Raw genomic sequence first — 22,558 nt, forward strand, 5'->3', positions numbered from 1 at the left:
TGGTCTCCGCGCCGGTGAGCATCGAGGCTCGGAGCATGACGAACGCCGATGATGGACTCCTGCGCGATGTGCGCACGATCCGTCGCCTGGCGGGCCCGCCCGAGTCCCCGTGGAGCGGAGACCTCGCCGTGCTGCCCACCGATCGGTCGTGCCTCCTCGTCGATGCCGAAGATCTCGGGGTGGGGTGGGCCGGGTGGAGCGCTCCCGGTGACGGACACGTGATCGGACCGCTCGACGTCCTGCGCACAGCGCAGGGCCACCTCGTCGCCCTTCCGGTCTGCCGCGAGAGGCTCGACGACGTCATCTCGCGTCGGGAGGCCTCCGGAGCGGCACTCACCGACGGCGAGCGTCTCACGATCGCGGTCAGCCTCCTTCGCGGCTGCAGCGCACTGGAGCCGGCGACCTCGGGCGAGTGGTGGATGACGGACGACGCTCGGCCCGTGTACGCCGCTCTCCCGCGGGGGGATTCCGCCGAGCTGAGCGCATCGCGCACACTCGATGCGCTGTCGCGCGACACGGCGCGTCTCGCCGGGCCGCTCGCGGACGCGGCCGCGCTCGTCCTCGACAGAGAGCGGCTCCTGCGCGAGGCGGAGCGACTCGAGGAGCGTCTGTTCGGTCTGGCCGCAGCAGAGCCCGTCGCGCTGACGGCGTTCGCCCCGCGGCATGCCCGCACACTCTCGGCGCACCGCGACGGCGAACCCGCGGCGAGCGACGCCGTCGAGTCCCGCGGCCTCTGGGGCACGCTCGTGCGGCATGTGGATGCAGACCTCGCAGACGCCGTCTCGCAGGTGACGACGGGGGTGTGGCGCCGCTTCCGCCGTCCGCGCCCCACGACCCGGCGCCGAACAGGTCCGTGGCTGGCTGCCGGGGCCATCGCCGTCGCGATCGTCGGGGGAGCTGCCCTCGTGCCGTCGGCCGCCGATGAGCCCGTGCCGTCCGTCTCCCGCACGGCCGACCCGATGCCGCCAGACTCACCGGCTCCGCCGTCACCGAACACCTCCGGGGCCGTCGACGGGGTGGCGGCGCCCGAGGCGGCGCTGACGGACATCGTGACCGACCTGCTCGACCGTCGCGCGGCGTGCGCAGGAGCCGAGGAGTGCCTCGTCGAGGTCGTGGCGGATGCCGCGACGGTCTTCCCCTCGGGTGCGATCGATCTGGCGTCCGACGAGCGCAGCGCGGCGTTGATCGACGACTTCGGGGGAGTCGCTGTGCTGCGCGTCATGCCGGCCGCAGGGACATCCGCGGGTCAGCTGGTGGTGATGGTGCTCACCGACGGAAAATGGCTGCTCCGCGACGTGCACGACGTCGCGGAGCAGCCATGATCGGTTCGGTTCAGATCCCGAGGTCGGGCGTGAAGTCCGCGGTCTCGAGGCGGGACTTCAGCGCACCGAGGAAGCGGGCCGCGTCGGCGCCGTCGATGATGCGGTGGTCGTACGAGATCGCGAGGTACACGTACGACCGGATGCCGATCGCATCCACTCCGTCGACCTTCACGACACCGGGCTCCTTGACGACGGCTCCCGTGCCGAGGATCGCCGACTGGGGCAGGAACACCACGGGGGTGTCGAACAGCGCGCCGCGCGAACCCGTGTTCGTGACGGTGAACGTACCGCCGGCCAGCTCGTCCGGCTTCAGCTTGTTGTCGCGGGTGCGGGCGGCCAGGTCGGCGATCTCCTTCGAGATCTCGGCGAGGTTCTTGCCGGCGGCGTCGCGGAGGACCGGCGTCAGCAGGCCTCGCTCGGTGTCGACGGCGATGGCGATGTTCTCGGACGCCGGGTAGACGATGTCGGTGCCGTCGACCGTCGCGTTGACGATCGGGTAGGCCTGGAGCGCCTCCGCGGCCGCGAGGACGAAGAACGGCAGGAACGACAGCTTGCCGCCGGTCTTGGCAACGAAGTCGGACTGCACGGCGGTGCGGAAGTTCGCGACCTTCGTGACGTCGACCTTCACGACCGTGGTCAGCTGGGCCGTCTGCTGCATCGACGCGACGGCGCGCTCCGAGAGCACCTTGCGCAGACGCGACATCGGGGCCTTCGTGCCGCGCAACGGCGACACTTCGAGCTTCTCGCGGGCGGCGGGAGCCGGTGCGGCCGCAGCGGCGGCGGGGGCTGCCTTGGCCGCTTCGGCGGCGTTGAGCACGTCCTCCTTGCGGATGCGCCCTCCGACGCCGGTGCCCTTGACGGTCGAGAGATCGACGTTCTGCTGCTGGGCGAGGCGACGCACGAGCGGCGTGACATAGGCGACGGTGTCGTCGTCGACGGGCGCCGAGACCGGAGCCGCGGCGGGCGCGGGTGCCTCCGCGGCGGGCGTCGGCGCAGGGGCGGCGGGCGCGGGAGCGGCAGGAGCCGCGGCGGCGGGTGCCTCGGCGGCGGGTGCAGGAGCTGCGGGGGCGGCAGGCGCCTCCGCAGCAGGCGCCTCCGCCGCGGGGGCCTCCGATGCCGGCGCCTCAGCGGCCGGGGCAGCGGCTCCGTCGCCGATCCGCGCCAGGACGGCGCCGACCTCGACGGTCTCGTCCTCCTGCGCGAGGATCTCCTGCAGCGTGCCCGCGACGGGCGAAGGGATCTCGGTGTCGACCTTGTCGGTGGAGATCTCGAGCAGCGGCTCGTCGACCTCGACCTGATCGCCGACCTGCTTGAGCCAGCGCGTGACGGTTCCCTCGGTCACGCTCTCGCCCAGTTCGGGGAGAACGACGTCCTTGCCGCCGGATGCCGGCGCGGCAGGCGCCTGCTCGGCGGGCGCGGCCTCAGCCGGCGCTGCCTCAGCGGCGGGAGCCGGCTCGGCGGGAGCCTCAGCGGCGGGAGCCGACTCGGCGGGAGCCTCGGCCGCAGGGGCCTCTTCCGCCGGCGCATCGGAGGCCGAGCCGGAGCCGTCGCCGATCTTCGCGAGGACCGCGCCGACCTCGACGGTGTCGTCCTCCTGCGCGAAGATCTCTTCGAGGACGCCCGAGACGGGCGAAGGGATCTCGGTGTCGACCTTGTCGGTCGAGATCTCGAGGAGACCCTCGTCGGCCTGAACGGTGTCTCCCACCTGCTTCAGCCAACGGGTGACCGTTCCTTCTGTAACGCTCTCGCCGAGCGCGGGAAGGACCACGGAAGTGCTCATGGGCTTGTCTCCTTCAAGGTGCAGATGTCGTGACTAGCTTAGTGATGCCGTCGGGGTCGGGGTGTCAGAGCGTGTGCAGCGGCTTGCCCGCGAGGGCCAGGAACGCCTCGCCGAGCGCTTCGCTCTGCGTGGGGTGAGCATGGAGGAACGGGGCGATGTCTTCGGGGTGCGCCTCCCAGACCACGGCGAGCTGACCCTCGGTGATGAGTTCGCCGACGCGGTCCCCGATCAGGTGCACGCCGACGACCGGGCCGTCCTTCTGCCGCACGACCTTCACGATGCCGCTCGTGCCGATGATCTCGCTCTTGCCGTTCCCGGCGAGGTTGTACTCGTAGGAGACCACGGCATCCGCCCCGTGCTTCTCGACGGCGCCGGCCTCGCTGAGACCCACCGAGGCGACCTCGGGGTGGCTGTACGTGATCTTCGGGATCTGCAGGTCGGGGACGAGAACCGGCTTCAGGCCCGCGATCTCCTCGGCGACGAAGATGCCGTGCTGGAAACCGCGGTGCGCGAGCTGGAGCCCGGGCACGATGTCGCCGACGGCCCAGACGTGCTCGACTCCGGTGCGGAGCCGCTCGTCGGTGATCACGAAGCCGCGGTCGACCGTCACACCGGCCTCCTCGAAGCCGAGGCCGGCCGTCGCCGGCCCGCGGCCGACGGCGACCAGGAGGTAGTCGGCGTCGAAGGTCTTGCCATCCTCGAGGCTCACCGTGACGCCGCTGTCGGATTGCGTCACGGAGGCGAACCGCACACCGAGGGAGAAGGCGATGCCGCGCTTGCGGAACGCGCGCTCGAGGCCCTTGCTCATCGCCGCATCCTCGTTCGGAACGAGGTGATCGAGCGCCTCGACGATCGTGACGTCGACGCCGAACGACTTCCACACGCTGGCGAACTCGACGCCGATCACTCCACCGCCGAGGATGACGACGCTGCTCGGGATCTCCGCGAGCTCGAGCGCATGCTCGCTCGTCAGCACGCGGCCGCCGATCTCGAGACCCGGCAGCGAGCGGCTGTACGACCCCGTCGCGAGCACGACGTCGGCACCGCGATAGAGGTCGTCGCCGACCCGGACGGCGGGTCCGGTCTCCAGGCGGCCTTCACCCGCGACGACCGTGATGCCGCGAGCCTTCACGAGCCCTTCGAGTCCCTTGAACTTCTTCGCGACGATCCCCTCCCGGTAGGCGCGCACGCCGTCGGGGTCGATGCCGTCGAGCGTCGCCCGCACGCCGTACGACGACGCCTCCCGCGCGGAGTCCGCGACCTCGGCGGAGTGCAGGAGAGCCTTGGTGGGGATGCAGCCGCGATGCAGGCACGTCCCGCCGAGCTTGTCCTTCTCGATGAGGGCGACCGTCTTGCCGAGTTCGGCGGCACGAAGGGCCGCCGCGTACCCGCCGCTGCCGCCACCCAGGACGACCAGATCGAACGTGTGCTCCGTCATCATGCCTCCTCGCCTGCGATCAGCCGGATCAGCGACCGCACCGTGGCGCCGGTCGGCCCCTTCTCGGTGAAACCATACGGGGCGCCCTTGTTCCACCCGACGTTCGCGATGTCGAGGTGCACCCAGGGGATGCGGGGTGCGTCGGCGTCGTCGGAGGTGCGACCGACGAACCGCTGCAGGAAGAGCCCGGCGAAGAGCGAACCGCCGTTGGGATCGCCGATCTTCGCGTTCTGCATGTCGGCGATCGGGGAATCGAGCTCGTCGGTCATATGGACGGGGAGGGGAAGCGGCCAGGCGAGCTCGCCCACTGCGGCCGCCGCCGCGAGGTAGTCCGCGACCGCGTCGTCCTCACCCATGACTCCGGCGTGGCGGGTGCCCAGCGCGATCGAGATCGCACCGGTGAGGGTCGCCACATCGACGATCAGGTCGGGGTGCTCACGGCTGGCTGCGACGAGACCGTCCGCGAGGACGAGACGGCCCTCGGCATCCGTGTTCAGCACCTCGACCGTCGTGCCGTCGAGCATCCGCAGCACGTCACCGGGGCGTGTGGCCCGGCCCGACGGCATGTTGTCGGCGATGCACAGCCATCCGGACACGTGCACCGGCAGGCCCAGCGTCGCGATGGCCCGGACCACGGCCAGCACCGTCGCTGCGCCGCACATGTCGTACTTCATGCCCACCATGGATGCCGGCGGCTTGAGCGAGAGACCGCCCGTGTCGAACGTGATCCCCTTTCCGACGAGCGCCACGTGACGGGTGGCCCCGGCCGGCGAGTAGTCGAGGTGCACCATCCTCGGCGGACGGTCCGATCCCTGGCCGACGCCGAGGATTCCGCCGTAGCCACCCGCCTTCAGCGCCTCCTCGTCGAGCACCTCGACCGTCACGGCCAGATCGGCCAGCGACTCCTGTGCGCGTGCGGCGAAGTCGGCCGGGCCGAGCCATTCCGCGGGGGTGGAGACGAGATCCTTCACGAGGGCGACGGCGGATGCCGCGGCCGTCGCAGCGGCGAGGGCGTCGGCGTCGAGCTCGACGTCTCCGTGGACGACGACCTTCGACGCACGCGCCTTCGGCGCGTCGGTCTTGTAGGCGGCGAAGCGGTAGCCGCCGAGAGCGGCTCCTTCCGCAGCGGCGCGCAGGCCGTCCGCGCCGGCGCCGGGCACCGCGACGGCCACCGTGTCGTATCCGGTCAGGGCGCGGATCCCGGCGCCCACGGCCTCCCGGACGGCTGCGGCATCCGGAGCGGACCCCGTGCCGACGACCGCGAGGGGCTTGTCTGTCGAGGCGGGCGCGTAGGCGCGCTGGAAGGAGGCTGCGGCGCCCGTGAAGCCGGTGGCCACCAGCGCGTCGCGCAGGCCGGGCCAGTCATCCAGCGCGGGGGAACCTTCGGCATCGAGCGGCGGCAGTGCCAGCAGGAGCGCGTCGGCTTCGGACTCTCGGAGGGGAACGGTACGGGACTCGAGGTCGGGGAACGACATGACGTCCATCCTAGGTTTGGATGCGGACCGCGCGCGGAGGAGGGGTCTCGCGTGTTCGCTCTGAGCGGGATGCCGTCGACCCTCGTGTTCGAGCCGCCTCGTAGCATGGAGGAATGCCGCTGTCCGCTCCCCTCTACGAGCGCGCCGTGTCCGCTCCGCCGGTCCGCGCCGGGCTCCCGCTCGTCATCGCGCTCACCGGCTTCACCGACGCGGGGACCGCGATCGGCGGCCTCATCGACTATGTGCGCGACGAGCTCGAGCCGACCCCGCTGGCCGTCTTCTCGAATGACGTGCTGCTCGACTACCGCGCACGCCGTCCGCTCATCTCATTCGATCAGGACCATCTCACCGGATACCGGCCGCCGCGGCTCGAGCTGTCGCTGGCCCATGACACGCTCGGCCAGCCGTTCCTCGTGCTCGCAGGCTACGAGCCCGACTTCGCCTGGGAGGCGTTCACCCGGGCCGTGCTCGACCTCGCCGAGCAGTACTCGGTCTCCTCCGTCACGTGGGTGCACGCGATCCCGATGCCGGTGCCGCACACGCGGCCGCTCGGCACGACCGTCAGCGGCACGCGCTCCGACCTCACCGCCGCTCACTCGGTATGGCAGCCCCACACGCAGGTGCCCGCGACCGTCGGCCACCTTCTGGAGCTGCGCTTCAGCGAGGCCGGACAGAGCATCGCGGGCTTCGTGCTCCTCGTGCCGCACTACCTGGGAGACACCGAGTACCCGGCGGCCACCCTGGCGGCGCTCGACAGCCTCACCGTCGCCACGGGCCTCGTGTTCGCCGGCGACGACCTGCGCGAGCAGAACCGCGAGTACCTCGAGAAGGTCGACGACCAGGTCTCGGCCAGCGACGAGCTCCAGCGGATGCTCCAGGGCCTCGAGGAGCGCTACGACTCCTATATGGCGGGGTCGACCCGCGCGACGGCCATGATCCACACGGGCGATCTGCCGAGCGCGGACGAGCTCGCGGCGGAGCTCGAGAGGTTCCTCGCCAACCGTCCGTCGGGCGACGACGAGAAGCTCGGACTCTGAGCGATTCCCGCCTCGCGGGGAATCCTCGCAGGCGTGGCGACGTTGTCTAGAGGGAGTCGCCGCGCGTGTCAAGCATTCGCGGCAAGTATGAGACAATAGATGACCTGACCCGTTGTCGGACCGCGTGTGGTGCTTTCTGCATCTCTCCGGACTTGACAAGGGTCTTACTAGTGTCCGAAATCTACCGGGGGCGTACGACACGCGCCGATCGGTGAAAGGCGAACCGTGACCCCAGCCACGAAGACACCCCGTTCACCCGCTGCGAAGGACACCGAGGCCGTCGAGACCACGACGACCACGACCGCTCGGAAGAGCACCGCAGCCAAAGCCGCACCCAAGACCGCCGCGAAGACGGCCGCCGAGCCCGCGAAGGCTCCGCGCAAGACGACGGCGAAGGCGACGACCAAGAGCAAGGCGAAGGATGCCGACGCCGATGACGAGGAGATCGACGACGAGGTCGATCTGGAAGACGTCGTGATCGACGACGACGCCGACGACGCCGACGACGCTCCCGCCGCTGCGCGCGGCAAGAAGGCTGCACCCGCAGGTGACGCCGACGCGGCATCCGGAGCGTCCGAGGAGTCCGAAGAGGACGACGAGGAGACCACTAAGCCGGTCTTCACGGAGCCGCTCCCGACCGGCGCGATCGTCATCTCGTCGTCCGACGACGAGGACGTGCCCGTCTACTCGACGATGATCACCGGCGCCACCGCCGACCCGGTCAAGGACTACCTGAAGCAGATCGGCAAGGTCCCGCTCCTCAACGCGGCCGAAGAGGTCGAGCTGGCGATGCGCATCGAGGCGGGCCTGTTCGCCGAAGAGAAGCTCTCGCACATGACGGCGGCCGAGAAGTCGAACCAGCTGGGTCTCGACCTGCAGTGGATCGCCCGTGACGGTCAGCGGGCGAAGTCGCACCTCCTCGGCGCGAACCTCCGACTCGTGGTCTCCCTCGCCAAGCGCTACACCGGCCGCGGGATGCAGTTCCTGGACCTCATCCAGGAGGGCAACCTGGGTCTCATCCGCGCCGTCGAGAAGTTCGACTACACCAAGGGCTTCAAGTTCTCGACCTACGCCACCTGGTGGATCCGTCAGGCGATCACCCGCGCGATGGCCGACCAGGCCCGCACGATCCGCATCCCGGTGCACATGGTCGAGGTCATCAACAAGCTCGCCCGCGTGCAGCGCCAGATGCTCCAGGACCTGGGCCGCGAGCCCACGCCGGAAGAGCTCAGCCGCGAACTCGACATGACGCCCGAGAAGGTCGTCGAGGTGCAGAAGTACGGCCGCGAGCCCATTTCGCTGCACACGCCCCTCGGCGAGGACGGCGACAGCGAGTTCGGCGACCTCATCGAAGACACCGAGGCGGTCGTGCCCGCCGACGCGGTCGGATTCACGATGCTCCAGCGTCAGCTCGAGTCGCTCCTGGACTCGCTGTCCGAACGCGAGGCCGGCGTGATCCGCATGCGCTTCGGACTCGGCGACGGCCAGCCGAAGACCCTCGACCAGATCGGCGACACGTTCGGCGTCACGCGCGAGCGCATCCGCCAGATCGAGTCGAAGACGATGGCCAAGCTCCGTCATCCCTCGCGTTCGCAGTCGCTGCGAGACTACCTGGAGTGATCCGCGCGCCTGGGCTCCGGCCCAGGCCGCACGGATATCATCAACGAGCCGAACAGGCACCCGCATGGCGCTGAGCGGGAAACTCTAAGAAAGGCCAAACCGTGGATCTCTCTGTCTTCTCCTCGATGGAATCGGAAGTGCGGAGTTACATCCGCTCGTTCCCCACCGTCTTCGACACCGCTCGCGGGTCGATCCTGACCGATGAGGACGGTCGCGACTACATCGACTTCTTCTGCGGTGCGGGCACCCTGAACTACGGGCACAACAACCCGCTGATCAAGGCACCCGTCGTGGAGTACCTGATGGGCGACAAGATCCAGCACGCCCTCGACATGGCCACCGGCGCCAAGCGTCACTTCCTCGAGGTCTTCCGCGATGTGATCCTCGCTCCGCGCGGTCTCGAGTACAAGCTGCAGTTCCCGGGGCCCACGGGTGCCAACGCCGTCGAGGCCGCGATGAAGCTCGCGCGCATCAAGACCGGTCGCAGCACGATCGTGGCTTTCACCCACGGCTACCACGGCCTCTCCCTGGGCGCCCTCGCAGCGACCGCGAACAGCTGGTTCCGCGATGGCGCGGGCGTGGGGCTCAACGATGTCGTCTTCCACCCCTTCGACGGGTACTACGGCCCCGACATCGACACCGTGGCGATGCTGCGGAAGCTGGTCGAAGACCCCTCGAGCGGCCTCGACCTGCCGGCGGCCGTCATCGTCGAGACCGTCCAGGGCGAAGGCGGTGTCAACGTCGCGCGTCCCGAATGGCTCCGCGCGCTGCGGGCCCTGTGCGACGACCACGGCATCGTGCTCATCGTCGACGACATCCAGATCGGCATCGGCCGCTCGGGCGACTTCTTCAGCTTCGAGCAGTCGGGCATCGTGCCCGACGTCGTGACTCTCTCCAAGTCGCTCTCCGGCTACGGCTTCCCGATGTCGCTCGTGCTCATCAAGCCCGAGTTCGACGTGTGGAAGCCCGCCATGCACACGGGCACGTTCCGCGGCAACTCGATCGCCTTCGTCGGTGCGGCCGCCGCGATCGAGAACTACTGGGCGGATGCCTCGTTCCCCGCGTCGATCGCGCACCGGGGCGACCTCGTCGCGAGCCGCCTCGCGGCCATCGCCGACCGTCACGCCGGCGCCTTCACGACGCGCGGGCGCGGGCTCCTGCAGGGCCTCGCCGGCAACGACCTGGGTCTGGCCGGACGCATCTCGAAGGAGTCGTTCGCGCGCGGACTCATCGTGGAGACGAGCGGCGCCCACGACGAGGTGCTCAAGGTCATGCCGACGCTCGTGGGCGACGACGAGACGCTGCTGAAGGGTCTCGACATCATCGACGAGGCCACCGACGCGGCGATCGCCGCGGCCTGACGCCGTCATGGGGCTGCGCACCACAGCGGCGATCCTCGCGGGCCGCGCGACGCGCGTGGTCACCCGGCTGCGCGGGGGCGGTGCCGCTCTCCCCGGCCGCATCGCGCTGGCGATCGACCCCGGCCTGATCGAGCGCGCCGTCTCGCGACTCCCGGCGGGGGTCGTGTTCGTCAGCGGGTCGAACGGGAAGTCGACGACGACCCACTTCCTGACGCGGATCGTGCGTGCGCACGGGCTCCGCGTGTTCACCAACGGCTCCGGAGGCAACCTGCCCCAGGGCATCGCGTCGTCTGTCCTTCCCGACGTCGACAGCGGTGGGCACCTCAAGGCCGACATCGCGATCCTCGAGGTCGACGAGGCCTACGGGCCGCAGCTCGTTCCGCTCCTGCATCCGCGCGGCGCCCTCCTCCTCAACATCCAGGTCGATCAGCTGAACCGTTTCTACGATCCCGCCCGTGTGGCGGGATTCCTCCGCACGATCGCGCAGGCGTGCGGCGACTTCGTCGTCCTCAACGCCGACGACGTGTCGCTGCGTGCCCTCGCACCGGATGTCGTGGCGCCCGTCAGCTGGTTCGGGGTGGACGCCGCCACGGCCGCTTCCTCGGCCCGCAACGGGCTGGCGAACTACGACGACCTCTCCGCACGCCCGGTGGATGTCGCCGACGACGCGCGCGCCGTGCAGGTCACGCGCGTCGCCGGCCGTGACATCTCGCTGCGGATCGCGGGGGAGGAGCATGCGGTGCGGCTCCCCGTCCGGGGTCTGCACTACGCGGTCGATGCCGCCGGGGCGGTGGAGACGGCGCGCCGCATCCTCGGCGACCGCTTCGACGCGCGTATCGCCACCGAGGCGCTGACCAGCACACCGACGGTCTACGGCCGCGGCGAGGTCATGCACGTCGGCGGAGAAGACATCGAGATCGTCATGATGAAGAACGCGCCGAGCCTGCAGGTCAATCTCGATGCGCTCGACGGCGTCCCCGAGCAGCTGTTCGTCGCCGTCGACGAGGGCACGCCCGATCCCTCGTGGATCTACGGCACCGATCTGAGCGCGATCGACCATGTCGACGTGCTGACCGGCACCAAGGCCTGGCAGCTGGCGACGCGCTTCGGATACGGCGGCGTCGCCGTCGGTGCGGTCGAGCCCGACCTCGGCCCTGCGCTCGAGCGGTTCCTCGCGCTCCCGCGGCCGTCGACGGGCATCAAGACGATGATCGTGAACTACGAGCAGATGATGGAGATCCGTCGTCGACTCGGTCAGAGCGGCATCGAGGGGAAGAGCAACACGTGAAGCTGCGCATCGGCCACCTCTATCCCGCAGAGCTCGGCATCAACGGCGACGTCGGCAACGTGCTCGTCCTGGAGCGGCGTGCCCGCGCGCGAGGCCACGAGGTCGAGATCATCGACGTGGGCGTCGGAGACGACCTGCCGGGCGACATCGACATCGTGCACATCGGCTCCGGACCGTTCGCCGCGGTCCGTGCCGTGCAGCCCGACGCGATCCGACTCGCCGCAGTGCTGCGGGAGCTCCGCGATTCGGGCGTCCCGATCCTGGCGGTCGGCGGCGGTTGGGAGCTCCTGGGTCGGCGGATCGTCCATGACGACGGCGTGCTCGACGGCCTCGACGTCTTCCCGACCGAAGTCACGCGCGAGACGGCGCAGAGCGTCGGCGAGACCGTCATCGAGACGCGCTCGGGCATCGCCACGGGCTTCGCGAACCACAGCGGGCGCACGACGCTCGACGCGGATGCCGAGCCGCTCGGCCGGGTGCGGCGCGGCTTCGGCAACGACGGCAGCGCGGCGAAGGATGACGGCGCCGAGGGCGTGCGGATCGGCGCGTCGATCGGCACGCACCTGCACGGGTGCGTGCTCGGGATGAACCCCGACCTGGCCGACGAGATCCTCTCCGCCGCGCTGGCCCGGCGGGAGCCTGGCGCAGTCCTGGCGCCCGTGACCGGCGAACTGACGCAGATCGACGAGTGGGCACGACGCTCCCGCGCCGCGCTCGCCCAGCGGGTCGGCTACAGCGCCTGACGCCCGGACCAGCTGCGCGCCACGCGCCGCGTGAGCCCGGTCACGATCTCGTCACCGACGGTGCCGCCCCAGATGGCCCACTGCTCGGCATCCGCCTCGCCGTCGTCTCCCGGCCCGAAGACGACCGCGGTGTCGCCGACCTGCGCGTCGAGCCCTGAGGCGTCCACCGTCGTCACATCGGGACCCACGTCGAGCACGCGGGCCCGGCCGCCGGCGAGGGCGACGAATGCCTCGTCGGAGGGCTCGGACTGGATGCCGTCGCCGTAGCCGACCGCCAGCAGGGCGGTCGCGCCGACGCTCTCGAGCACCGGAGCGGTGAGCCGCAGGGCCGGTCGCAGTCCGAGCTCGCGCGCAGACTCGTGGACCGGCGAGATGCCGTAGGCGGCGATCCCGACGCGCACGAGGTCGAGATGAGCCTCGGGCAGCTCGATGAGCGCCGTGCTCGCCCCCAGGTGCAGCAGCTCGAACTCGGCGCCGAGCGCACGGGCGTGGGCGACCGCCGCGAGGAAGTCGACCGCGGAGGAGCGGTCGACCTCGATCGACGTGTCGGAGAGATGGCTCCACGCCGCGACGACCTGAAGGCGACCGGCGGCCTGGAGTTCGAGCGCCCGGCGCACGAAGGCGTCCCACTGCGGCACGTCGATCCCGCCGCGGTGCAGGCCCGTGTCGATCTTGAGATGCACGCGCGGCGTCGTGCGGGCGGCCGAGGCTCCGACGGCCTCCAGCTGAGCCATCGTCTGGATGCCGAGGTCGATCTGCGCCTCGGCCGCGGCTGCGAAGTCGGTCGCGCGGCCGTGCACCCACGCGAAGAGCGGTTCGCGCACACCGGCTTCACGCAGCGCGAAGCCCGTGTCGGTGTCGAGTGTGCCGAACCACGAGGCGCCGGCTTCGCGTGCGACCTCGACCACCGGGAGCATCCCGTGTCCGTACGCATCGGACTTGACCGCCAGCAGGAACGCGCTGTGCGGTGCGCGGGCCGCAAGGGATGAGATGTTGTCGCCGATCGCGGCCAGGTCGACGTGCGCGGTCGGGCCGGTCATGCGATGCTCCGGGCGAATCCGGCCGAGAGCCGCGATGTGATGGCCAGGGCGCGGATGCCCGTCGCCTCCTGCCACTGTGCGAGAGTCGGCTCGCCGCGATCGGGATCGCCGAAGAAGACGGCGTCGTCACCCTCGACGACCTCGGCTCCGTCGAGGTGCACGGTGAGCTGATCCATCGAGATGACCCCGACAATCGTGCGCGGGGCGCCGCCGACGAGCACCGGAGCCGTGTTGGATGCCCGACGCACGATGCCGTGCGCGTATCCCGCCCCGACCAGAGCAAGCGTCGTGTCGTGCGGCGCCACCCAGGTGTGGCCGTACGACACGCCTTCACCGGCGGCCACCGCCTTCACGGCGAGGATCTCGGCGCCGGCGCGCAGCACGGGTCGCCATCCCGCCGCCGCACCGAAGAGCTCGGGCCCCGTCATGTCGTGCGGATCAGCGGATGCGACGACGGGCGTGCGCACGTCTCCCGGGTCTTCACCAGGAGACACGACGAACGCCTCGAACCCGTGACGGTCGAGGCGCTCGGCGACGAGTGCGAGACCGTGCCCGTAGGCATCCGCCCTCAGATCGGCGACCCGTGCGGTGGAACGGACGCGCTCCGCGTTCTCGTCGAGAGCGCGGAGCGAGAACTCGATCCAGCGACGCACGGAGGGAAGATGAGCGGTCACCCGTTCACCCTAACCGCGGGGCGCGATGCGTCCGGTCGGTCACGCCTCGATCAGGCGCGCCGTCTCGTCGTGCCAGCTCGTGGCGATGGCGCGGAGCTTCTCTTCGTACTTGCGACCGTGGTGGGCGCAGAAGAGGAGTTCGCTGCCGTTGACCTCGGCGGCGATGTAGGCCTGTGCTCCGCAGGAGTCGCAGCGGTCTGCGGCAGTGAGGCGGTGCTCGAGGACGGCAGTCTCGGCGGGTGTCGTGAGCGTGGTCATCTCGGTTCCTCCTCGTTACGTGACAGAGCTTCTCGTTCAGTCCTGAAATACAACCACGGGGATGTTTCGAGAATGCCGCGAACAGGTCACATTTCGCTCACCGCGTACGGCGGGAATGCCCACCGTGTGTCACCTCACCGGTGTCGTGCCCCGCGGATACGCTTGAGGATTGTGACATCCGAGTATTCTGCACACCACCTCCAGGTGCTGGAAGGGCTCGAAGCGGTCCGCAAGCGGCCCGGCATGTACATCGGCTCGACCGACTCCCGCGGTCTGATGCACTGCCTGTGGGAGATCATCGACAACTCCGTCGACGAGGCCCTCGCAGGTCACGGCTCGCGGATCGACATCGTCCTGCACGCCGACGGCAGCGTCGAGGTGCGCGACCGCGCCCGCGGCATCCCCGTCGACATCGAGCCGCGCACGGGTCTCACGGGCGTCGAGGTCGTCTTCACGAAGCTCCACGCCGGCGGCAAGTTCGGCGGCGGATCGTATGCGGCGTCCGGAGGCCTCCACGGCGTCGGCGCCTCGGTGGTCAACGCGCTCTCCGAACGCCTCGACGTCGAGGTCGACCGCGGCGGGAAGACGTGGGCGATGTCGTTCCACCGGGGCGAGCCGGGTCTGTTCGCCGGCGACACCCCCGACTCCGCCTTCACGCCGTTCGAGAAGAGCTCCGAGCTGCGGGTCGTGGGCCGCGCGCCCAAGGGCGTCACGGGGTCGCGCATCCGCTACTGGGCCGACCGCCAGATCTTCACGAAGGATGCGGCGTTCCACCTCGATGAGCTCGTCCAGCGCGCGCGTCAGACGGCGTTCCTCGTGCCGGGTCTCGAGCTCGTCATCCGCGACGAGCGCCCTTCGGCGGCATCCGGCACCGACGGTGTGCAGGAGACCAGCTACCGCTTCGACGGCGGCATCTCCGAGTTCGCCGAGTTCCTGGCCCCCGATGCCGCCATCACCGACACCTGGCGGCTGACGGGGGAAGGAACCTTCACCGAGACGGTTCCCGTGCTCCAGCCCACGGGCGCCATGGTGCCCACCGAGGTGGAGCGCACCTGCGCGGTCGACGTCGCGGTGCGATGGGGGACCGGCTATGAGACGGTCAGCCGGTCGTTCGTCAACATCATCGCGACACCCAAGGGCGGAACGCACCAGCAGGGTTTCGAAGCGGGCCTGATGAAGGTGCTGCGCACGCAGATCGAGCAGAACGCCCGCCGCCTGAAGGTCGGCAACGACAAGATCGAGAAGGACGACATCCTCGCCGGCATGACGGTGGTCCTCACCGTGCGCGTGCCCGAGCCGCAGTTCGAGGGCCAGACGAAGGAAGTGCTCGGCACGCCCGCCGTGCGTCAGATCGTGTCGAACGTCGTCGCGCGCGAGCTGACCGCCAAGTTCACCTCGACCAAGCGCGACGACAAGTCGCAGACCGCCCTCGTCCTCGACAAGGTCGTCTCCGAGATGAAGGCGCGCATCTCGGCGCGCACGCACAAAGAGACCCAGCGCCGCAAGAACGCGCTGGAGTCGTCGTCGCTGCCCGCCAAGCTGGCCGACTGCCGCACGAACGACGTGGCGCAGTCCGAGCTCTTCATCGTGGAGGGGGACTCTGCGCTCGGGACCGCGAAGAACGCGCGCAACAGCGAGTATCAGGCCCTGCTGCCGATCCGCGGCAAGATCCTCAACGTGCAGAAGGCGTCGATCAGCGACATGCTCTCCAACGCGGAGTGCGCGTCGATCATCCAGGTGATCGGGGCCGGTTCGGGCCGCTCGTTCGACATCGACACCGCGCGCTACGGCAAGGTCATCCTGATGAGCGACGCCGACGTCGACGGCGCGCACATCCGCACACTGCTGCTGACGCTGTTCTTCCGCTACATGCGACCCCTCATCGAAGACGGCCGGGTCTACGCCGCCGTGCCGCCGCTGCACCGCGTCATCGCCGTCAATCCGGGGTCCAAGCCGAACGAGACGATCTACACGTACTCCGAGCAGGAGCTGCACACCCTGCTCTCGCGGCTGTCGAAGTCGGGCCGCAAGTGGCACGAGCCCGTCCAGCGGTACAAGGGCCTGGGCGAGATGGATGCCGAGCAGCTCGCGACCACCACAATGGACCGTGCGGGGCGCACCCTGCGCCGCGTCCGGCTGCCGGATGCCGAGGCCGCCAACAGCGTGTTCGAGCTGCTCATGGGCAACGAGGTGGCCCCCCGGCGCGACTTCATCATCGACTCCTCCGCGCGGCTCGATCGCGAGCGCATCGACGTCTGACCTTCGACGTCTCTGCGCCGCATCCGCCCGCGGGCTTCAGCGGACGCCGGTGCCGATCGAGCCGATGACGCCGTCGAGCGGCGTGCCCGAGGCATCCCGCTTGGCGCCCGCCGGGGGAAGGGTGCGCGTGCCCCCGTCGGTGCCGACCGCACGCGGATCATCGCCCACCCAGGCGAGCGTGAGGGTGTCTTCGCCCTTCAGGAAGCGCTGTGCGCGCACGCCGCCGGTCGCACGACCCTTCGGCGGGAACTCGCCGAGCATCGAGACCTTGCCCGATCCGGCATCCGCCCCCAGGAGCGCCTGCGTCGACCCGGCGACCGTCACGACGACGGTGTCGGGGGAGTCGGCCGGGATCGCGCCGAAGTACACGACGCGCTCGCCTGCCGTCACGCGGACGCCTGCCATTCCACCGGCGGCGCGGCCCTGAGGGCGGACGGCGTCGGCGTCGAAGCGGAGGAGCTGGGCATCCGAGGTGATGAACACGACCTCGGTGCCGTCGGGAGCGGGAGCCGCTCCGACGACGCGGTCGCCGTCCTTGAGCGCGATGATCTCGACATCGTGCTTGCCGGCGATCTCGGATGCCGCGACGCGCTTGACGACGCCCTGGGCGGTGCCGAGGGCGACCGGGGGATCCTCCGTGAGCGGCACGATCGCCACGACGTGCTCCTGACCGGAGAGCCCGAGGTACTGGTCGGCCCGGGTTCCGGCGGCGAGCTGCACGGAGTTGCCCGGCACGGAGGGCAGGTCGACCGGCGTGAAGCGCACGAGGCGTCCGGCCGACGTGATCGCGCCGATGTCGCCCCGGGTGGTCGTGTCGACGGCTGAGCGGATCGCGTCGTGCTTGGAGCGTCGCGCAGGCGGCACGATTCCTCCACCCGGGACGTCCGCGGTCAGCTCGGCGCGCACCATGCGTCCCGTCGCCGACAGGAACACACGGCAGGGGGCGTCGGCGATCTGCAGGTCCGCCGCCGCGGCGGCCGCGCGCGAGCGGGGCTGCACGGGACCGCCGTTGAGCAGGAGGGTGCGGCGCGGCGTGCCGAACTTCTCGGCCGCGGCGTCCATCTCCGACGCGACCGTCCCCCGCAGGAGCACATCGCTGGCGAGGAGCTCGAGGAGCTGGGCGATCTCGGCCTTCAGGGTGTCGCGCTCCGCTTCCAGCTCGATGCGCGAGAACTTCGTCAGCCGGCGCAGGCGCAGTTCGAGGATGTACTCCGCCTGCGGGACCGAGAGGTCGAAGACGTCCTGGAGACGCGTACGCGCCTGCTCGCCGTCGTCGGAGGTGCGGATGACCTGGATGACCTCGTCGATGTCGAGGATCGCGATGAGAAGGCCCTCGACGAGGTGCAGGCGCTCCTGGCGTCGAGCGAGTCGGTAGCGGCTGCGCCGCGTGACGACCTCGAGGCGGTGGTCGAGATAGACGCGGAGGAGCTCCTTGAGTCCGAGCGTCTGCGGCTGGCCTTTGACGAGGGCGACGTTGTTGATGCTGAACGAGTCCTCGAGCGGCGTGAGCCGATAGAGGTGCTCGAGGACGGCCTGCGGGTCGAACCCGGTCTTGATGCCGATCACGAGCTGCAGCCCGTGATGACGGTCGGTCAGATCCGTGACGTCGGAGATGCCTTGCAGCTTCTTGGACTGGACGGCATCCTTGATCTTCTCGATGATGCGCTCGGGGCCGACGAGGTAGGGGAGCTCGGTGACGACGAGGCCCATGCGACGCGGACCGAGCGATTCGATCGAGACCTTGGCACGCGTGCGGAAGCTGCCGCGACCCCCCGTGTACGCGTCCTTGATGCCGTCGACGCCGACGATGATGCCCCCCGATGGCAGATCCGGACCGGGCACGAACTCCATGAGCTCCTCGACGGTCGCGTCGGGGTTCTCGAGCAGGTGGATCGCGGCGGACACGACCTCGATGAGGTTGTGCGGGGCCATGTTGGTCGCCATGCCGACGGCGATGCCGGTCGTGCCGTTGACGAGCAGATTCGGGAAGGCCGCGGGCAGGACCTCGGGCTGCTGGAACTGACCGTCGTAGTTCGGGATGAAGTCGACGACGTCTTCGTCGAGGTTCTCGGTGAGGGCGAGCGAGGCCGGAGCGAGACGGGCCTCGGTGTACCGCGGGGCGGCAGGGCCGTCGTCGAGCGAGCCGAAGTTGCCGTGCCCGTCGACCAGCGGCACGCGCAGGGAGAACGGCTGGGCGAGGCGCACGAGCGCGTCGTAGATCGGGGCGTCGCCGTGGGGGTGGAGCTTTCCCATGACTTCGCCGACCACGCGCGCGCTCTTCACATGGCCGCGGTCGGGGCGCAGGCCCATGTCGGCCATCTGATACAGGATGCGGCGCTGCACCGGCTTCAGGCCGTCGCGCGCGTCCGGGAGCGCGCGGGAGTAGATCACGGAGTAGGCGTACTCGAGGAACGAGCCCTGCATCTCGGTCGTCACGTCGACGTCTTCGATGCGCTCTTCGATCGGCGGCTGTGGTGGTCGTGCGGGCATGCGTATCCGTGTCTCGGGTGGACGGGGGAGCCGACGTTCCCCCGCCGGAATCGGCGTGTGGGAGACTGGCCCCGATGTCCCTCAGCCTACCGGCGGACCCGCCACGAGCCCGGCGGCTCACCGGTGTCGTCCCTCAGCTCCTGCGCTCCCTCACGGGCGCGGGCGACTGGTTCGCCCCCGCGACCAGCGCCGTCGTGTTCGTCGTCGACGGGCTGGGCTCAGCGCAGCTCGCCGCCCGATCGGGCCACGCGCGATTCCTGTCCGCGAGCGGCACGAAGAAGGATGTCGCGCGCACCGTCTTCCCCTCCACCACGACAGCCGCCCTCACGTCGCTGCTCACCGGCGAGGAACCGGGCACCCACGGCATCGTCGGGTACCGCGCGCGCGTCCCGGGCACCGACCTCGTCGCCGATCAGCTGCACGGCTGGGAGACGCACGGCCTCGACCCGCACTCGTGGCAGCGGGCGCAGCCGCTCCTCGAGCGCGAATCGGACGCCGGGCGGCCGGTGTTCGTCGTCTCCAAGGCGGAGTATCTCGGCACCGGGTTCACGCGGGCCACGCTGCGCGGTGCCGAGTTCGTCTCCGCGGCGACGGTCGGGGAGCGCGCCGGGCTGGCCGCCGACCTGGCCGCACGGCATCCGGGTGCGCTCGTGTACCTGTACGCGAATGACCTGGACGCCGTCGGGCACAAGCGCGGGTGGGAGAGCGACGCCTGGATCGCGGCGCTGGAACGCGTCGACGCCGCGGCACGCACGCTGTCGGAGGGACTGGCGCCCGGAACGGGCGCCGTCGTGACCGCCGACCACGGCATGGTCGACGTGCCGCGGCACAAGCACATCCTCGTGACGGCCGACTCGGACCTCGCGGCGGACGTGCGGCTCATCGGGGGAGAGCCCCGGATGCTGCACCTCTACGTCGAGCCCGGGCAGGAGCGGCACGTTCTCGAGCGCTGGCGCTCATCCGAATCGGGGCGGTCGTGGGTCATGTCGCGCGACGACGCGATCGACTCCGGCCTGTTCGGACCGGTGGCCGCCGAGGTACGGCCGCGCATCGGCGATGTGCTCGTCGCAGCGCGCGCCGGAGTGGCCTACTACGACGATCGCGTCGCGGACACGTCGTCGCAGAAGATGGTCGGCCAGCACGGCTCGCTCACCAACGAGGAGCGCGTCGTGCCGCTCATCCGCCTCGGCGCCTTCGCGTGAGCCGCGGTCACTCGTCGGTGCGGGCGCCGAAGACGATCTCGTCCCATGACGGCAGCGAGGCGCGGCCCTTGGCCCGGCGCGCCGATCCCTCGGCGGCGACCGCAGGCTCGCGGTAGTCCACCGGGGCCGGCTCTTCCGTCTCGGCGGAGGCGCCGTCGTAGCCCGGCTCCAGCGCGTCGAACAGAGCCACCGGCGCGTGAGCGCGCTCGGCCGCCAGGTCGTCGACACCGGGCAGGGGCTCACGCTGTCCGCGACGACGGCGGAGCGCTTCGAGGAGGTCCGCAGTCTCGGCGGAGGTCACGGATGTCTCGGCGGCGCGCTTGATCGCGGCCTGCTGGACGGCCGGCGACGTCGGCTCGGGAACCTCGGGGGATTCGAGATCGGCCACAGGCTCCGGCATCCGGCGCGGACCGAAGGAGCCGCTGTCGAAGCGCGACTCGTCCTTGACGGGGGCGACGTCGAGCGCGCGCAGTCGCGGGATGAGGCCCTCGGGGAGCGATCCCTGACGAGAGAGCTGCACGGCGTCGGCGTTCAGCGGAGCGAGGGTCGAGCGGCGCGGCTCGAACGCCCAGCGCGCATCGTGGTCGATGTCGGACGCCGCGAACTCGAGCTTGACGACCCAGCCGGTCGGCTCCTTCCAGCTCGTCCAGCGTTCGCCCACCGCCCCGGCGTCGGCCAGCTTGGCGCGCACGGCGCTGCCGAACGTCGCGTGGGCGTCGGCCTCGAGATCGGTGGCGAGGAGCACCGGCACGGCGAGTGCCTGGCTGACCACGTGCTCGCGCTCGGCGAGGACGGGGCCCTCGAACCGGATGACGTCCTCCGGACGGGCTCCGAGAAGATCGGCGACCTCCTGCGTCGACAGACCGGCGCGGATGTGCGCCTGGATCTCACGGGGTCCGGGTCGTGCGACGCGGGTGTCGGGCTCGCGGCGCGACTTGCGCAGCTCGTTGCGCAGCACGTCGTCCACGGCGAGCGAGAATCGCTCGCCCGATTCGGTCGCGAGAACCAGGCGGTCGTCCTCGGTTCCGATGACTTTGAGCTGTTCCATGCGAAACGCCTCTCCGATCCAGCACTCGTCCATCCAGTGGCGTGCGCCCATGGTCGCACGCACATCCGCGTGCACAGGGAATATCGCGGGCGCGCCGTGAGTTTCACGGCCGTGGAGGGCACACCCGGCGCCCGACCCCCGCATTTGCGAAAAGCCCCGCGGTCGTGCAAACTATCGCCGCCCGCAGGGGCACGAGCATCGAAACACGGAAGAAGAGACTTTTACGCAATGGCCACCGACTACGACGCCCCCCGCAAGACCGAAGACGACAGCGAATCGATCGAGGCGCTCAAGGAGCGCGTCCCCGACAAGCTCTCGGGGTCTGTGGATGTCGAGGATTCCGACAACCCCTCGGGGTTCGAACTCCCGGGCGCCGATCTCTCCGACCTGGAGCTCGACGTCGTCGTGCTGCCTCCCCAGGAAGACGAGTTCACGTGCGTGAACTGCTTCCTCGTGAAGCACCGCTCGCAGGTCGACCACGACGAGGCCGGCGGCGCGATCTGCAAGGAGTGCGCGGCCTGATCCGCGCGCTACGCGCCGTCTGACACCGCGCCGGGCCGCCCGCTCTGTGCTCTTCGGAGTGCGGCGGCGAGGCGGTCGGGAGTGCGGGACGACACCACCCACACGGGCGTCGGGTCATCCGGATCCTGAACAGCCGCCATGACCACGCCGTCGATCCCTCCTCTGATGACGTGCCACGCGCGCGGGTCGAGCTGCGGACCCCGGGCGAGCCGCGCCTCTTCGCCTGTCCTCACGACGGGCTCGCCGAGGAGCCGCACGTCGATGTGGGCGCGGCCGGCACGCAGTTCGCCGTCGCGCACCTCCACGCGCGGCGAGCCGGCGACGAGCAGGGCGACGAAGGCTACGCCCGCGAGCGCACCGATCACGAGCGCGACCGTCGTGTCGATCGGCGTGAAGACGAGTGCGGCCATCGGCGCCACGACGGCGGCGCTCACCAGCACCCAGAGCGACGGGCTGAGTCTTTCGCGGTAGGCGACCTCGGCCGCGACACCGCCAGTTGTGTTCTGCATTACCCTCGATGCGTGACCGAATCCGTGGACGTTCCCATCATCGCATCCGAGGTTCCGGTCTACGCCCACCCCGGTGATGCGGGTGCCGATCTCGTCGCCGCAGAGGCCGTTCGTCTGGAGCCCGGTGAGCGCGCGCTCGTCGCTACGGGCGTGCGCATCGCCCTGCCCGACGGGTTCGTCGCCTTCGTCGTGCCCCGCAGCGGCCTGGCCGCCAAGCACGGCATCACGATCGTCAACGCCCCCGGCACCGTCGACGCGGGGTATCGGGGCGAGATCAAGGTCTCCCTGCTGAACACCGACAGCACGAGCGCATACGATGTCGCGGTCGGCGACCGCATCGCACAGCTGATCGTCATGCCCGTGCCGCGCGTGCGCTTCCTCCCCGTGGACGAACTGCCCGACAGCGCACGCGGCGAGGGCGGTTTCGGCTCGACCGGCTACCAGAAAGGCACGGCATAGCCGTCGCCGATCACCCGCAGGTCCTCGTGGGGA

Annotated in this window: 19 protein-coding genes; 10 read left to right on the forward strand and 9 right to left on the reverse strand. The window is 70.3% G+C overall.

All coding sequences use genetic code 11. The annotated features are described in order from the left end of the window. The first annotated feature begins 35 nt into the window (after nucleotides 1-35). Entirely contained in the window at nucleotides 36-1,322 is a 1,287-nt protein-coding gene (locus tag B0B14_RS06740; RefSeq protein WP_143733646.1) for a hypothetical protein, read from the forward strand. A 10-nt stretch (nucleotides 1,323-1,332) separates the two neighbouring features. Here B0B14_RS06740 and sucB read toward each other — a convergent pair whose 3' ends face one another. From sucB to B0B14_RS06755, 3 genes are all read right to left on the reverse strand, one after another. After that, complete coding sequence (gene sucB, locus B0B14_RS06745) at nucleotides 1,333-3,102, reverse strand: 2-oxoglutarate dehydrogenase, E2 component, dihydrolipoamide succinyltransferase (RefSeq protein WP_076680669.1); 1,770 nt, start codon at nucleotides 3,100-3,102, stop codon at nucleotides 1,333-1,335. 64 nt (nucleotides 3,103-3,166) lie between these two features. Further along, a complete protein-coding gene (lpdA, locus tag B0B14_RS06750) occupies nucleotides 3,167-4,540 on the reverse strand; it encodes a dihydrolipoyl dehydrogenase (protein ID WP_076680670.1) in 1,374 nt (457 codons plus the stop codon). After that, the gene (locus B0B14_RS06755; RefSeq protein ID WP_076680671.1) at nucleotides 4,540-6,015 is read right to left on the reverse strand and encodes a leucyl aminopeptidase; all 1,476 of its coding nucleotides are present in this window, start codon (nucleotides 6,013-6,015) and stop codon (nucleotides 4,540-4,542) included. The genes lpdA and B0B14_RS06755 overlap by 1 nt, the downstream gene beginning before the upstream one ends. A gap of 113 nt (nucleotides 6,016-6,128) precedes the next feature. On the opposite strand from B0B14_RS06755, the gene B0B14_RS06760 reads away from it, so the two are divergent. The 5 genes from B0B14_RS06760 to B0B14_RS06780 all read left to right on the forward strand — a co-directional run bounded on the left by B0B14_RS06760 (nucleotide 6,129) and on the right by B0B14_RS06780 (nucleotide 12,064). Further along, nucleotides 6,129-7,052 (forward strand): proteasome assembly chaperone family protein, encoded by a 924-nt coding sequence (locus B0B14_RS06760; protein ID WP_076680672.1) that lies wholly within the window; start codon nucleotides 6,129-6,131, stop codon nucleotides 7,050-7,052. A gap of 225 nt (nucleotides 7,053-7,277) precedes the next feature. Next, nucleotides 7,278-8,672, forward strand: coding sequence for an RNA polymerase sigma factor (locus B0B14_RS06765; RefSeq protein WP_076680673.1), 1,395 nt, complete (start codon nucleotides 7,278-7,280; stop codon nucleotides 8,670-8,672). Between the two features lie 101 nt (nucleotides 8,673-8,773). Further along, on the forward strand, nucleotides 8,774-10,033 hold the full coding sequence (ectB, locus tag B0B14_RS06770) for a diaminobutyrate--2-oxoglutarate transaminase (protein ID WP_076680674.1): 1,260 nt from the start codon (nucleotides 8,774-8,776) through the stop codon (nucleotides 10,031-10,033). Nucleotides 10,034-10,040: 7 nt separating this feature from the next. Beyond that, nucleotides 10,041-11,321, forward strand: coding sequence for a Mur ligase family protein (locus B0B14_RS06775; protein ID WP_076680675.1), 1,281 nt, complete (start codon nucleotides 10,041-10,043; stop codon nucleotides 11,319-11,321). After that, nucleotides 11,318-12,064, forward strand: coding sequence for a type 1 glutamine amidotransferase (locus B0B14_RS06780; RefSeq protein ID WP_076680676.1), 747 nt, complete (start codon nucleotides 11,318-11,320; stop codon nucleotides 12,062-12,064). Before B0B14_RS06775 ends, B0B14_RS06780 begins: the two co-directional genes overlap by 4 nt. Here the strand turns inward: B0B14_RS06780 and B0B14_RS06785 are convergent. The 3 genes from B0B14_RS06785 to B0B14_RS06795 are packed head-to-tail and all read right to left on the reverse strand — an operon-like array spanning nucleotide 12,052 to nucleotide 14,036. Further along, nucleotides 12,052-13,104 (reverse strand): alanine racemase, encoded by a 1,053-nt coding sequence (locus B0B14_RS06785; protein ID WP_076680677.1) that lies wholly within the window; start codon nucleotides 13,102-13,104, stop codon nucleotides 12,052-12,054. The two genes, B0B14_RS06780 and B0B14_RS06785, sit on opposite strands and share 13 nt — an antisense overlap. Then, nucleotides 13,101-13,778, reverse strand: coding sequence for an alanine racemase C-terminal domain-containing protein (locus B0B14_RS16645; protein WP_076680678.1), 678 nt, complete (start codon nucleotides 13,776-13,778; stop codon nucleotides 13,101-13,103). The genes B0B14_RS06785 and B0B14_RS16645 overlap by 4 nt, the downstream gene beginning before the upstream one ends. A 39-nt stretch (nucleotides 13,779-13,817) precedes the next feature. Further along, nucleotides 13,818-14,036 (reverse strand): DUF7455 domain-containing protein, encoded by a 219-nt coding sequence (locus tag B0B14_RS06795; protein WP_076680679.1) that lies wholly within the window; start codon nucleotides 14,034-14,036, stop codon nucleotides 13,818-13,820. Between the two features lie 171 nt (nucleotides 14,037-14,207). Here B0B14_RS06795 and B0B14_RS06800 point away from each other — a divergent pair, with 171 nt between their 5' ends. Beyond that, on the forward strand, nucleotides 14,208-16,295 hold the full coding sequence (locus B0B14_RS06800) for a DNA gyrase/topoisomerase IV subunit B (protein WP_076680680.1): 2,088 nt from the start codon (nucleotides 14,208-14,210) through the stop codon (nucleotides 16,293-16,295). Between the two features lie 36 nt (nucleotides 16,296-16,331). Here B0B14_RS06800 and B0B14_RS06805 read toward each other — a convergent pair whose 3' ends face one another. Then, nucleotides 16,332-18,785: a DNA gyrase/topoisomerase IV subunit A gene (locus B0B14_RS06805; RefSeq protein ID WP_076680681.1), complete on the reverse strand. Its 2,454-nt coding sequence runs from the start codon at nucleotides 18,783-18,785 to the stop codon at nucleotides 16,332-16,334. 74 nt (nucleotides 18,786-18,859) lie between these two features. On the opposite strand from B0B14_RS06805, the gene B0B14_RS06810 reads away from it, so the two are divergent. Further along, the gene (locus B0B14_RS06810; RefSeq protein WP_076680682.1) at nucleotides 18,860-19,987 is read left to right on the forward strand and encodes an alkaline phosphatase family protein; all 1,128 of its coding nucleotides are present in this window, start codon (nucleotides 18,860-18,862) and stop codon (nucleotides 19,985-19,987) included. A 7-nt stretch (nucleotides 19,988-19,994) separates the two neighbouring features. On the opposite strand, the gene sepH is transcribed toward B0B14_RS06810, so the two are convergent. After that, nucleotides 19,995-21,035 carry a septation protein SepH gene (sepH, locus tag B0B14_RS06815; RefSeq protein WP_076681319.1) on the reverse strand — a complete coding sequence of 347 codons (1,041 nt, stop codon included), beginning with the start codon at nucleotides 21,033-21,035 and terminating at the stop codon, nucleotides 19,995-19,997. A gap of 228 nt (nucleotides 21,036-21,263) precedes the next feature. Between sepH and B0B14_RS06820 the strand changes: the two genes are divergently transcribed. Further along, nucleotides 21,264-21,557 (forward strand): DUF4193 domain-containing protein, encoded by a 294-nt coding sequence (locus tag B0B14_RS06820; RefSeq protein ID WP_076680683.1) that lies wholly within the window; start codon nucleotides 21,264-21,266, stop codon nucleotides 21,555-21,557. A gap of 8 nt (nucleotides 21,558-21,565) precedes the next feature. Here the strand turns inward: B0B14_RS06820 and B0B14_RS06825 are convergent, their stop codons facing one another. Beyond that, entirely contained in the window at nucleotides 21,566-22,066 is a 501-nt protein-coding gene (locus B0B14_RS06825) for a DUF3093 domain-containing protein (protein WP_076680684.1), read from the reverse strand. A 12-nt stretch (nucleotides 22,067-22,078) separates the two neighbouring features. On the opposite strand from B0B14_RS06825, the gene dut reads away from it, so the two are divergent. Next, entirely contained in the window at nucleotides 22,079-22,525 is a 447-nt protein-coding gene (gene dut / locus B0B14_RS06830; protein ID WP_076680685.1) for a dUTP diphosphatase, read from the forward strand. Nucleotides 22,526-22,558: the final 33 nt, after the last annotated feature.

The organism is Microbacterium sp. RU33B, assembly GCF_900155915.1.
Lineage (GTDB): Bacteria > Actinomycetota > Actinomycetes > Actinomycetales > Microbacteriaceae > Microbacterium.